At 34.5% G+C, this 13,342-nt stretch carries 10 protein-coding genes and 1 other RNA gene; all 11 read right to left on the bottom strand.

Translation table 11 applies throughout. From position 1 onward, the window contains the following. Positions 1-32 precede the first annotated feature (32 nt). Positions 33-797: a tRNA threonylcarbamoyladenosine dehydratase gene (locus BHX94_RS02645; RefSeq protein WP_111744811.1), complete on the bottom strand. Its 765-nt coding sequence runs from the start codon at positions 795-797 to the stop codon at positions 33-35. 102 nt (positions 798-899) lie between these two features. Next, a non-coding RNA gene (gene ssrS / locus BHX94_RS02640) (6S RNA) lies at positions 900-1,090 on the bottom strand. Between the two features lie 41 nt (positions 1,091-1,131). Beyond that, positions 1,132-2,937 carry an aspartate--tRNA ligase gene (gene aspS, locus BHX94_RS02635; protein WP_111744810.1) on the bottom strand — a complete coding sequence of 602 codons (1,806 nt, stop codon included), beginning with the start codon at positions 2,935-2,937 and terminating at the stop codon, positions 1,132-1,134. Position 2,938: 1 nt separating this feature from the next. Next, positions 2,939-4,201: a histidine--tRNA ligase gene (gene hisS, locus BHX94_RS02630; RefSeq protein ID WP_111744809.1), complete on the bottom strand. Its 1,263-nt coding sequence runs from the start codon at positions 4,199-4,201 to the stop codon at positions 2,939-2,941. Between the two features lie 303 nt (positions 4,202-4,504). Next, positions 4,505-5,365 carry an N-acetylmuramoyl-L-alanine amidase gene (locus BHX94_RS02625; RefSeq protein WP_111744808.1) on the bottom strand — a complete coding sequence of 287 codons (861 nt, stop codon included), beginning with the start codon at positions 5,363-5,365 and terminating at the stop codon, positions 4,505-4,507. Next, positions 5,362-5,814: a D-aminoacyl-tRNA deacylase gene (gene dtd / locus BHX94_RS02620; protein WP_111744807.1), complete on the bottom strand. Its 453-nt coding sequence runs from the start codon at positions 5,812-5,814 to the stop codon at positions 5,362-5,364. Before dtd ends, BHX94_RS02625 begins: the two co-directional genes overlap by 4 nt. A 10-nt stretch (positions 5,815-5,824) precedes the next feature. Continuing rightward, positions 5,825-8,014 (bottom strand): RelA/SpoT family protein, encoded by a 2,190-nt coding sequence (locus BHX94_RS02615; RefSeq protein WP_111744806.1) that lies wholly within the window; start codon positions 8,012-8,014, stop codon positions 5,825-5,827. A 119-nt stretch (positions 8,015-8,133) separates the two neighbouring features. After that, positions 8,134-8,655 carry an adenine phosphoribosyltransferase gene (locus BHX94_RS02610; protein WP_111744805.1) on the bottom strand — a complete coding sequence of 174 codons (522 nt, stop codon included), beginning with the start codon at positions 8,653-8,655 and terminating at the stop codon, positions 8,134-8,136. A gap of 40 nt (positions 8,656-8,695) precedes the next feature. Further along, the gene (gene recJ, locus BHX94_RS02605) at positions 8,696-10,945 is read right to left on the bottom strand and encodes a single-stranded-DNA-specific exonuclease RecJ (protein WP_111744804.1); all 2,250 of its coding nucleotides are present in this window, start codon (positions 10,943-10,945) and stop codon (positions 8,696-8,698) included. 66 nt (positions 10,946-11,011) lie between these two features. After that, positions 11,012-12,124, bottom strand: a complete 1,113-nt coding sequence (locus tag BHX94_RS02600) for an amidohydrolase (RefSeq protein WP_111744803.1) — start codon at positions 12,122-12,124, stop codon at positions 11,012-11,014. A gap of 68 nt (positions 12,125-12,192) precedes the next feature. After that, complete coding sequence (locus tag BHX94_RS02595) at positions 12,193-13,296, bottom strand: mandelate racemase/muconate lactonizing enzyme family protein (protein WP_170120739.1); 1,104 nt, start codon at positions 13,294-13,296, stop codon at positions 12,193-12,195. Positions 13,297-13,342: the final 46 nt, after the last annotated feature.

Raw genomic sequence — 13,342 nt, 5'->3', positions numbered from 1 at the left:
TGATTTTACTTCAGCTTTTTTAAGAGAAACTATTATCTATCTTTCACACGTGTCACAGGAAAATCTTTTAATATATCATTGACAACCCAGCTGGCACAGATTAACCCTACCACACTTGGCACGAATGCATTACTTGATGGTGGCATTTGCGCTTTACGGACAGATGCATCGGCATTACCAACATATGCTTTTACATCTTCACGAATCACGATTGGGCTTTCATCACTAAATACGACTGGAATACCTTTATGAATACGATCTTTCTTTAATTTTGTACGGATGACTTTCGCCATAGGATCTGTATGTGTTTTAGAAATATCAACTATTTTAAAACGTGTCGGGTCTGTTTTGTTTGCAGCACCCATACTTGAAATCATTTTAATGTTACGTTTCAAACATTCTTTCATCAAGTGAATTTTATACATAATCGTATCACTCGCATCTACAACATAATCAATATCATATTTAAAGATCTCCTCATATGTTTCATCTGTATAGAACATATGAAGCGGCGTAACTTTACATTCAGGATTAATGAGTTTAATACGCTCTTCCATTAATGTGACTTTTGACTGACCAACTGTTGTAGTTAACGCATGTATTTGACGGTTAACATTGGTGATATCCACGTCATCTTTATCAATCAGGATAATGTGTCCAATATTTGTTCTTGCAAGGGCTTCAGCCGCAAAAGAACCGACCCCACCAACACCTAATATCATTACTGTCTTGTTTTTTAGTGCTTCTAAACCTTCTTTACCATAAGCAAGTTCATTTCTTGAAAATTGATGTTTCATTTCATTTCTCCATTCATTATTGTCAATAAATATATCCTATCATATTAGTAAGCTTTAATCATTACAAAAAAAGACGAGAGACAAAAGTCTCTCGCCTTACGGATAGTATCCAAGTGAGCCGTCGTTTTAAGTGTTGATCATTTTGGCCTGTTATAAACAGGTGGGTGTCCCGTTTCTAATTTTGCAAGTCCTCCATTTGAGGCGTGTGCGCTAAAAGAAAACCTATTAGACTCCCGATCAAAAAAGTGTTAGGTCAAAATAGAATAAACAAACATCGAACTCTTCAGACACCTATCTTATGACTATATAATATCACATATTTATTTATTTGCAACTATTTTGTATCTTCTTTTTCTTCTTCTGCGTTAGCAGTTTCCTTAATGTTTAATGCTATGTGTAAATCATCTAATTGTGCTGTTTCAACTGCACTTGGTGCTTCAGTAAGAAGATCAGTTGCAGAAGCTGTTTTAGGGAATGCAATGACGTCACGCAAGTTAGAACGTCCTGCAAGTAACATCACCATTCTGTCTAATCCAAGAGCAATACCGCCATGTGGTGGTGCACCAAATTTAAATGCATTCATCAAGAAACCAAATTGTGCTTCCGCTTCTTCTTTCGTAAAACCTAATGCTTCAAACATTTGTGCCTGAACTTCCTGATTATGGATACGAATTGATCCTCCACCTAATTCATAACCATTTAATACTACATCATAAGCATTTGCTTCAGCAGCTTCAGGATTAGACTTCAATAAATCTAAATGCTCAGGTTTTGGTGCAGTAAATGGATGGTGAGCCGCAAAGTAACGATCTAACACTTCGTCATATTCAAATAATGGCCAGTCCGTTACCCATAAGAAATTAAATTTATTCTCATCAATCAATCCTAAATCTTTACCTAACTTGTTACGTAAGTTAGCAAGGCTTGCGTTTACTACTGATAACTTATCAGCGACAAATAATACTAAATCTCCAGTTTCAGCATCAGTAAGTTCAACTAATTCAGCTGTTATTGCTTCGTCAAAGAATTTAGCAATGGGTCCATTTAACCCATCTTCTACAACTTTTACCCAGGCAAGCCCTTTTGCACCATATATTTTTGCGAACTCCTGTAAAGCATCAATATCTTTTCTTGAATATTTATCAGCAACACCTTTTACGACGATTGCTTTTACCGCACCACCGTTTTTCACTGCTTCACTAAATACTTTAAAGTCCATTTTTGATGCTAAGTTATTTAATGTTTTTAATTTCATATCGAAACGTGTGTCAGGCTTATCAATTCCGTAATCGCGCATTGCTTCTGCATATGTCATACGCGGGAATGGTGTAGTAATGTCAATCCCTTTCACGTCCTTCATAATTCGTGCAAGCATACCTTCATTCATCGTCATCACATCTTCCTGATCAACGAAACTCATCTCGATATCGATTTGAGTAAATTCAGGTTGACGGTCCGCACGTAAATCTTCATCTCGGAAACATTTAACGATTTGATAGTATTTATCGAATCCACCAATCATTAATAACTGTTTAAATATTTGTGGTGATTGGGGCAAGGCAAAGAATTTACCTTCCTGCACACGTGAAGGCACTAGATAGTCACGTGCTCCTTCTGGTGTTGACTTTGTAAGTACTGGCGTCTCAACTTCATAAAATCCTGATTCATCCAAATAGTTACGAACAGCACGTGTAATTTGATGGCGCATCTTAAACGTATTCGCAAGTGGTTCACGACGTAAATCTAAGTAACGATATTTTAAACGGATATCCTCAGAAATATCAGTTTCTGCTTCGATTTGGAATGGCGGTGTCTCAGATTTATTGATGATGTTAACTTCAGCAACCTGAACTTCAATTTTTCCAGTTTTGATTTTGGGATTTACAACAGCTGCATCTCGCTCCGTTACTTTTCCTCTTACTTCAACAACGTACTCAGAACGAATCATTTCTGCTATTGCTAATGCATCTTGAGAGAAATCTGGATTGAATACAACTTGCACGATACCTTCTCTATCACGTAAATCAATGAAAATTAATCCACCTAAATCTCGTCTTTTTTGTACCCATCCTTTGAGTACAACTTCTTGTCCTATATATTCTTCTGTAACTAACCCACAGTATGTTGTTCTTTTATCCATGTTATCTTTCTCCTTTTATGAATGATGCTAGTTTTTCAATCTCAATTTCGGTACTTTCACCAGTTTTCATCGATTTCACATTTATCTTACCGCTTTCAAGTTCATTTGAACCAAGCACTATCGTATTTTTGGCATGAATACGGTCAGCCTGTTTCATTTGTCCTTTCATTTTACGGTTTAAATAGTCGATATCAACTTTAATACCGTTGTTACGTAAATCCGCTAAAATCTTAATACCGGCATCCACTGTTTCAGGCATTGTAACAATATAAAGGTCGATAGCATCTTCGGTTTCAAGCTCAATACCTTCCGCTTCGATCGCAAGTAACAGACGTTCAATACTTAGAGCAAATCCAATCCCCGTCTCTTTCGGACCTTCTAGCATTTCTAACAATCCATTGTAGCGCCCACCGCCACATAATGTCGTAATTGCACCGAACCCTTCAGCGTCACTCATTACTTCAAATGCAGTATGAGTATAGTAGTCTAAGCCACGCACTAAATTTGCGTCCTCTACATAAGGTATTTCTAAAATATCTAAATAACGTTTAACTTCGTTGTAGTAATTTAAAGAATAATCATTTAAGAATTCCGTTATTTTTGGTGCATTTTTAACTGATGGTTGATCACGGTCAACTTTACAATCAAGAATGCGCATTGGATTTGTGTGTAATCGATTTTTACAATCATTACAGAAGTGCTCGATATGTGGTTCGAAATGTTTAACTAATGCCTCTTTATAAATGTTACGGCTTTCCAGATCACCGATTGAATTTAATACAATTTTTACGTGTTGTAAGCCAAATGATTTATAGATCGAATACACCATGTGAATAACTTCAGCATCCATGGCAGGATTTTCTGCTCCTATTGCTTCTACACCAAATTGAACGAATTGACGATAACGTCCTTTTTGCTTGCGTTCATAACGGAACATCGGACCATTATAATATAATTTAACCGGTTGATTCGCATCACCATTCATTTTATTCTCGATATAACTTCTGACCACAGCTGCTGTGCCTTCAGGACGTAATGTAATGCTTCGATTACCTTTATCCATAAACGTATACATTTCTTTTTGTACAATGTCTGTCGTATCACCGACACCTCTTGCAAATAAATCAGTTGATTCAAATATTGGTGTTCGAATTTCTTTATAGTTAAACGATGCAGCTATTGCATGTAATCTATCTTCAATATATCGCCATTTTGGAGTTTCTGTAGGTAAAATATCCTGTGTTCCTCTTGGTATATTAATCATTTATTTTCCTCCTAAAAAAATAAGTCCCTTATGCATCATAAATAATGCATAAGGGACGTAAAATTTTCCGTGTTGCCACCCTAATTGGTACAAATGTACCCACTCTAGTACATTTAACGCATGTAAATCGGTGATACTTTGATATCACAGCCTCATCTATTGTTACATCTTATAAGAATTTATCATCTAATTTCAGCAGGATAGATGTCTCTATTCAATAAATTTCCTATAAATGATAGACTAAAACGGCATTTGTTAAGTTTGAATAGGTTTATATTACTAAGTTAATCTACTAAAGTCAAGTTAATATAAAAAGTAATTACGCAGACCATCAACTATACTCGTCGTAATAATTTGACGGTAAACTTTATCATTCATTAATTTTTCATCGGTAGGATTACTGATATAACCCAATTCTAATAAAACTGCAGGCGTCTTCGTTTGGCGTATCACCTGGAAGTTTTCCTGACGAACACCACGATCAGATAACAATGCTTTTTGTTTAATTGCCATATGCAATGTGTCTGCAAGCACCTTCTGATTATCATGATGATAGTATACGGTTAAACCATGTGGACTAGATGCTTCTAGAGCATCTGCATGAATGCTGATAAATACATCTGCAGTACCCTTTCTATTTTTTAGCTTAATATATTCATCACCGTTTCTTGTCATTAAAACAGTAGCACCTTCTTCTTCTAACTTCTGTTTAAGCATTAAACTTGTCTTCAGAGTAATCACTTTCTCTATCGTCCCGTCTTTACTTGAAGCACCTTGATCATTTCCACCATGACCAGGATCTATCATGATGACTTTACCTTTAAAAGGATTAGCTCCAGCAATCTTATCTTTTTTTATATTGAGATTTGTGTGCCACCCTGCTATCCAACCTTTTTTCTCACCGTTATCCACGTAATACCATTTCCCGGTATGCTTTATAATATCAAAATGTTCACCCTTATTAACATCAAAAATAATAGGATAAAAAGCTTGTGGTCCAGTTCTTAGTGCGCCGTCTTCAATCATTGATAATGTTGTTGGTTTATTATTCTGCTTCGTAAACAGCCAAAATAATAAGACAATCAGTAATATTGTAACGAGAGCTAAAATCATTAGTCTTAAAATTCTTGAACGTTGGATGGGTCTTAAATCAATCTTTTTCATTGTATCTTCCCCTCAACGCTCTCAATAATAATCGTAACAGGACCATCATTTATTAATGCAATATCCATCATTTCTCCAAATACGCCAGGAAAAACTTCGAGTTGATGTCCTCTTAGTATTTCATTGAACTTTTCATACATCTCTTTTGCTATTTCAGGTGACTTGGCATCTGTAAAACTTGGACGATTACCTTTTTTAATATTTGCATATAATGTAAATTGTGAAATCGACAAAATCTTGCCACCAACGTCGTTAATTGATAAATTCATCTTTTCCTGTTCATCTTCAAAAATACGGATATTGGCAATTTTCTTAGCGACTACTTTCAAATCTTCTTCTGTTGTATGTTCACCTATGCCAACTAATAAACAGTAACCTTGATCAATCGATTGATAATAATCTCCTGACTTAACAGAAGCTTGTTTTACTTTTTGTAATACTACACGCATGTTTGACACCTCAATTTAATATCCTAGTTACTGTGTATATATCACTCAATTGTTTAATCTTTTCAACAACGCGCATCAATTCACTGACATTCTTCACCATAATACTAATATTAATCTTAGCGTTTTTATCGATATCAGCTTTACCAGAAACTTGTGTTAATGTTGTCTTCGTAGCATTTACTGCTTGTAACACTTCATTTAGTAAGCCAAGTCGATCATACGCTGTGATTTCTAAATCAACTTGATAAGTTTTATTTTCTGAAGATTTTACCCATTCGACATCTATTAAACGCTCTGTTTCATTTACAACATTCGGGCATTCGGTACGATGGACTTTGACCCCATGACCTTTCGTAATATAGCCAACGATTTCATCTCCAGGTATAGGGTTACAACATTTAGACAATTTAATCAGCATATTATCCATGCCTTCAACATAAACACCGGTTTCTGTCTGAATATCACGTTTAACATTTAACGTTTTATTAACTTCCTGTACTTGATTTAACCTTTGTTCTTTTTCTTTGATACGGTGTCGTTCAGTTAATTTATTAACTACAGCTGATGCTGTTAATCCACCGAATCCAACAGCGGCATATACATCATCTATTGAAGCGAAATTATATTTATCGATAACGACGGCTATATTTTCTTCAATCATTACTTCTTCAATATTTATGCGTTGCTCTTTTAGTTCTGCTTCAATCATGAACTTTCCTTTTTCTACATTGCTAGAACGATCCTGTTTCTTAAAGAAACTTTTTATCTTACTTTTAGCGCTTGCTGACTTACAGATTTTCAGCCAGTCGCGACTTGGTCCATAAGAATGTTTTGAAGTTCTAATCTCAATGATGTCACCAGTTTTAAGTTCATAATCAATCGGAACGATTTTACCATTTACTTTCGCACCGATCATTTTATTTCCGACTTCACTATGTACTGCATATGCAAAATCAATCGGAACAGCGCCAAAAGGTAATTCTACAACATCACTTTCCGGTGTAAATACATATACTTTATCTGACTGAAGATCATACTTCAGTGATTCCATAAATGCTTCAGCATCCGGTGATGTTGAGTCCGTTTCTTCAATTTCTTTCATCCAGCTCATCTTACTTAAATTTTTCGCTTCATCTGGATTGACCAGCGTCTTCCCTTCTTTATACGCCCAGTGTGCTGCTACACCATGTTCTGCTATTTCATGCATTTCATGAGTTCTTATCTGTATTTCTAATGGGTCACCATTTGGACCTACAACTGTAGTATGAAGTGACTGATACATATTAGGTTTTGGCATCGCAATATAATCTTTGAATCTTCCGGGCATCGGTTTCCATAGCGTATGAACTAAACCTAAAACAGCATAACAATCTTTAATTGAGTCCACTAATACACGAATCGCTAATAAATCAAAAATCTGGTCAAAGTGTTTCTTTTGTTTAACCATCTTACGATAAATGCTATAGATATGTTTAGGACGACCGGTAATTTCTCCCTGGATACCTGTAATCTCCATTTCCTTACGAATATTTTCAATGGCATTTTCTATGTATGCTTCACGTTCACTTCGTTTCTTCTTCATTAAATGGACGATTCTAAAATATTGAATACTGTCAATATATCGTAAAGAAATATCTTCTAACTCCCATTTAATCGTATTTATTCCAAGGCGATGTGCAAGAGGCGCATAAATTTCTAACGTTTCTTTAGCAATACGTACTTGTTTTTCGTGAGGCATTGCTTTTAATGTGCGCATATTATGTAATCTGTCAGCGAGTTTAACTAATATGACACGCACATCTTTTGCGATAGCAATAAACAATTTACGATGGTTTTCTGCCTGTTGTTCTGCTTTTGAACGATATTTCACTTTTTCTAATTTTGTAACGCCATCTACGATATATGCAACTTCTTCGTTAAACATTGCCTTTAAATCCTCATACGTATATGGTGTATCTTCCACAACATCGTGTAAGAATCCAGCAACTATTGTCGGCCCATCTAATTTCATCTCAGCTAATATACCAGCTACCTGAATAGGATGCATAATGTACGGTAAACCATTTTTTCTAAATTGACCTGTATGAGCTTTTTCGGCAAGTTGATAGCTTTTAACAACGAATTGATAGTCCTCTTCAGATAAATATGCTTTTGTCATCTCAAGAACATCATCTTTTGTATATGGATATTCATTGTTCATTCTATCACCACCTCTTTATATAATGTATTAATAATACTATATTATGACTGATTTATAAATGAAATATAAAAAAGACTGAGTCAATTTATTGCTACTCAATCTTTTTCGGTAAACGATTATTATTCTTCTTCATACTCTACCAATGTTAAAACATCGTACCCTTCTAACTTCTGCATACCGTTTAAATATTTTAAATCTATAATAAAGGCAATACCTGCAACAATTCCACCTAATTGCTCAATTAATTTTATTGTTGCTTCAATCGTTCCACCTGTTGCTAGTAAATCATCTGTTATTAATACACGTTGACCTGGTTTAATCGCATCTTTATGCATCGTTAACACGTTACTACCATATTCAAGATCATATTCATAACGAATAACTTCCCTTGGTAATTTACCTTCTTTTCTAACAGGTGCAAAGCCAATGTTCATTGCATAAGCGACTGGACATCCGATTATAAATCCACGTGCTTCTGGTCCAACTACGATATCAATTTCTTTTTCACGTGCGAAATTAACAATCTGATCTGTAGCATAGGCATATGCTTCACCATTATCCATCAAAGTTGTAATATCTTTAAAGCTAATACCTTCTTTTGGCCAGTCTTTCACTTCTGCAATATGATTTTTTAAATCCATCTTTGTGCCTCCACAATAAAATTCATTTATTTTTTAAATATTATTTCATAATTTGTTGTTTAAAACTGTCAAATGTTGAGAACAGGAAAGTCTGTTCTATTTTTAAAGCATTTAATCTTTTTTGATACGTTTCTGAAGACTGTATTTCAGCCTTTTCAATCGTTTCATTTAAATGATAAGTTAATTCAGATTGATAAATAAAGTTTAAATCTTTGTATACTTCTAACATGAATAGTAAAGTATCAGGCTTCACCTTCAGTAAATCAATAAGATAACCACCATCCGTCTTTAAATCAATGACCGGCTTCATTTTAAAACATTTGAATAATAATTTGAATTTTTCAATACTAGGCATACCTTCGAAGTAAATTTGATTTTTCTTATGAAAAATTAAATAGATAGTATCTGCATCAATTGTATCAAATGTTTTTTTGAAACTGTCATAATTATGAGGGATATCTCTAAATACTATTTTATCATGTCCAAATACAGATTCGCCATAATAATAGTAATTTTCGTTGATTTTTTGCTGATCTGGATGAATAACATAGGCAACTTGTTCATCTTTTAAAAATGCAAATTTTCTCGGATGCGCATTGCGAAAATCAATCATTTTAATTTCATCAGATTGCATTGACTGCACAATCATTTGTGGCGAAATATTGCCATTCCATTCATTGAGTTGCAGTGCACCCGCTAAATTAATAACAGCTCCTGAAGGAAACTCTTTGATTAATTCACCTTGTTTCCACATTAAACAATTCAAATCTGACATTGTTTTAAACTTTAAATGTGCTGCATTTTGTCCAATTTGTTTTATCTCACTAATCGTCTGGTCATATAAACCTATTACCGGTGCTTTAAAATCTGTTCCAAATGGTCTTAATAATTCTATATCACTAATATTTTTTACTGTAATATCATCCATATCAATAACAGTATCTATATTTAATTGGGAAGTTATCGGTTCACCTTCTAATACGCTTTCCAAATAATGATTGATACTACGTTCTAACTGTTCAATATGATCGATTGGTAACGTCAAACCAGCTGCCATATGATGGCCACCAAACTTAGTAATCAATTCTCGCGCCTGGTCAAGACTTTCATACATTGAAATCTGCTCAACACTCCGTGCTGAACCCTTTGCGTAGTCATTCACATAATCTATATTTAAGACTATGGTCGGCAGATTATATTTTTCAACGATACGACTCGCAACTATACCAAGGACACCCTCATTCCAATGCTCTTTTGCAAGGACTAGAAAACGATTGCCATTACTGATTTTCTCTTCAGCTTCAATCATTGCTTCCTGCGTAATTGACGCTACGATAGCTTTACGTTCAACATTAAAACTATCAACTTGTTCGGCCATCCATTCCGCTTCCTCAGCGTCATCCAGCTGTAAAAGTTCAGCAGCAATTTTTGCATCGTCCAGTCGTCCGACAGCATTTAATCTAGGGCCGATAATAAACCCAATAGTTTCCTCATCGATCAAACCAGAGTAACCAGCTTGTTTTAACAATGCTGCAACACCTACAGGTGGCATTTGATTTAGCAACTTTAACCCACGCTTAACCATCGCTCTATTTTCTCCAGTCATGGAAACGAGGTCACTTATCGTTCCAATCGCTACGAATGCCAAATATTGTTCATTTTGTTCACCAAGTAAAGCATGACTCAACTTATAAGCTACACCTACGCCTGCCAAGTGTTCGAAAGGATAGTTGCCATCTGGATGCATCGGATGTATGATTGCATATGCGTTTGGTAATGTTTCACCAATTTCATGATGGTCTGTTATTATAATGTCCATACCCAGTGCATTGGCAACATCCACTTCATGATGACCTTGAATACCATTATCAACGGTAATAATTAATTTAACACCTTCATCTGCTGCCTGACGAAATGCATCTTCATTTGGACCATATCCTTCTGTAAATCGATTAGGAATATACCAGCCAACTAAAGCGCCCATGGATTCCAGCGTTTTGACAAGAACAGTTGTACTTGTCACACCATCTGCATCATAATCACCATAAACGAGAATCGGTTCACCGTTTTCAATTGCAACTTTTATTCTCGATATTGCTTTTGCCATATCAAACATTAAAAACGGGTCATGCATACTACCTTCAGAAAAGACATCATTGAGCTGTTCATCTGTTACGATATTTCGTGCATTTAATATTTTCTGATTGATACTAGAAATTTTATATTTCTTGATTAAGTCATCAGGAATTGTATTTTCTATCCTTGACACTTGCCATTTCATTTTCTTCATAACAATCCCCCTACAATCTAGAATTATACATGAAGGCATTCATTTTAGAAAATGAATGCCTCCAATTTAACTTACTTTTTTATCTATTTTTTTTATCACATCATAATAAATATTTATCGCAGTAAATATTGATTCTTTGTCGTATTTCATTTCGGGATGATGTAGTCCATGATTCATATTACATCCAATACCAAGCATCGTCGTTTTAATCTCAGGCAGCGTGTTTGAGTACGTATGAAAATCTTCAGCACCAGGTGTTACAATTGTTTCTATATAATCATGCTGCTGTTCACGAAGTACTTCTGTTAATATATTTCTAGCTTCATCACTTACTTCTGCTGCAACAGTATTACTTGAATAGTAATATTTTAGTGTACAATCATATTGACCTTTGATCATCTCGCAGATTCTATCAATATTTTCCTGTAAAGAAGCCATCTTATCGTTGTATTGTGCCCTAACATCAAATACACAATTTACTGTGCCCGGAATCGTATTATGAGTCCCTCCAAGCGTTTCAATCGTCGTCATCTTAATAGAAAAAGATCTGTCTTTTTCATTGTTCAGCGCTTTAATTTTTTGATTTAACGCCATTGCAATATCAATGCTATTGATAGATTCCCATGGACGACCCGCATGACCTTCCGTCGTTGTTATATCTACGTGAAGTGTTGCGCTTGCTCCATGCTGGATACTGCTCGAAAATTCATTTCCTTTCAATTCATTTTTTGGTCTGACATGCATACCGAACATAAATTCAACATCATTTAAAATATCGTGTTCTAATACATATTTAGCACCACTTCCAGCTTCTTCAGCAGGCTGGAAGATAAACAATAAGTTATATTTAGGTTTATAATTTGTTAGCTTCAATTTAAACAACAGACCAATCAAAGTTGTCATATGCGCATCATGACCACATGCATGGATTACTTTCAATCCATCTTCAAAGTTGTATGGTAATGCATCGATATCACTTCTAAATGCGACAGTCTTATCAATTTTTCCAGGTACTTTAATGTATAATCCAGTTTTATTAAATCGATGTACTTCGTATTCATCTCTAAATAACTTTTCTATATATTTAGTTGTTTTCTCTTCATCCCAACTTACTTCAGCTCTTAAATTCAGTTCACGATTAATATCTAATATCCTATCATGAAAATCAGTATTATCCATGTTAATCCCCTTTATAAAATTGTTTAAAATTATTTTTTTAATTTTATTACTTTTATCTATTAATTAAATTATACTTCAAATTTTTTAACAGTTAATGCTGCTAATGCTTCTTTATTTATTGTAATGCCTAGTCCTGGTACATCACCTAAATCAACATAAGGAATATTAAATTTCAAGTCACCGATATCCTGACTGAAGAGTAAAGATCCAGTTAATTCAGTTGATTTGACATTATTTAACGCCATTGCTGTATGGTAACCTGCAGCGCTGCCAATAGATGATTCCACCATTGAACCAATTTGACATTCAATACCTAAACCTTCAGCGAAACGAATTAATTTTACAGCGTTGTGAATACCGCCACACTTCATTAGTTTTACATTCAATAAATCAAAATGTGGCGTAGAGAGTCTTGCTAAATCATGTATATCTTTAATCATTTCATCCGCCATTAAGCACACATTCATATTTTCATATAAATATTTCATACCTTCAATATCATTATATTTCAATGGTTGTTCAATCCATTTCAATTTCGGATCATCTATAGATTTCAATGCCTGAATAATCGCCTTAGGATTAGACCAGGCTTGATTGCAGTCAACACGAACGATTGCATCTGCTTCTTTAATATACTCTAGTATCTGTTTCAGTTTCAGAATATCATCAAATATGTTACCACCAAGTTTAACTTTAATCACTTTATACCCAGATTCAAGTAATATATCAATATCTTTTTTTGTTTCTTCAATATTTTTTACACTTAATACTTTTGCGTAATCTAGTCTTTCAACTGTTTTTCCTCCAAGCAACTGATAAATTGGCAAATTAGCATGTTTACCTAAAATATCATATAATGCAATATCTATACTTGCCTTTAATGCAGGATTGCCTAAAATCATTTCATCGAGCTTTAAATGAATGGCTTCAATATTTAACGGATTTTCTCCGATAAGTTTAGGTGCAATCATTGCAAGATTTGCAAAAATACCCGCAGCACTTTCACCAGTAACATGCTCATCAGCAACACCTTCTCCAAATCCTATAATGCCGGTGTCAGTATGTATTTCTACAATTACTGAGTGCATGCTATCATATGTTGCATAATTAATTATAAATGGTTCTTTTAACGGTAGTTGAATATAGTGGCCAATAATCTTTGTGATTTTCATAATTCTCCTCCAAATGACTGATATCTTAATCATAATAAAAATTTAA

This window comes from Macrococcoides bohemicum (genome assembly GCF_003259675.1).
Classification (GTDB): Bacteria; Bacillota; Bacilli; order Staphylococcales; family Staphylococcaceae; genus Macrococcoides; species Macrococcoides bohemicum.
The sequence above is the reverse complement of the archived record's forward strand: the minus strand, read 5'-3'. Positions and strand labels throughout refer to the sequence as shown.

Bases quoted from the DNA above. Each gene is read 5' to 3' on its own strand.
- BHX94_RS02645 (WP_111744811.1), bottom strand. From the start codon at position 797: ATGAAACATCAATTTTCAAGAAATGAACTTGCTTATGGTAAAGAAGGT.
- aspS (WP_111744810.1), bottom strand. From the start codon at position 2,937: ATGGATAAAAGAACAACATACTGTGGGTTAGTTACAGAAGAATATATA.
- hisS (WP_111744809.1), bottom strand. From the start codon at position 4,201: ATGATTAATATACCAAGAGGAACACAGGATATTTTACCTACAGAAACT.
- BHX94_RS02625 (WP_111744808.1), bottom strand. From the start codon at position 5,365: ATGAAAAAGATTGATTTAAGACCCATCCAACGTTCAAGAATTTTAAGA.
- dtd (WP_111744807.1), bottom strand. From the start codon at position 5,814: ATGCGTGTAGTATTACAAAAAGTAAAACAAGCTTCTGTTAAGTCAGGA.
- BHX94_RS02615 (WP_111744806.1), bottom strand. From the start codon at position 8,014: ATGAACAATGAATATCCATATACAAAAGATGATGTTCTTGAGATGACA.
- BHX94_RS02610 (WP_111744805.1), bottom strand. From the start codon at position 8,655: ATGGATTTAAAAAATCATATTGCAGAAGTGAAAGACTGGCCAAAAGAA.
- recJ (WP_111744804.1), bottom strand. From the start codon at position 10,945: ATGAAGAAAATGAAATGGCAAGTGTCAAGGATAGAAAATACAATTCCT.
- BHX94_RS02600 (WP_111744803.1), bottom strand. From the start codon at position 12,124: ATGGATAATACTGATTTTCATGATAGGATATTAGATATTAATCGTGAA.
- BHX94_RS02595 (WP_170120739.1), bottom strand. From the start codon at position 13,296: ATGAAAATCACAAAGATTATTGGCCACTATATTCAACTACCGTTAAAA.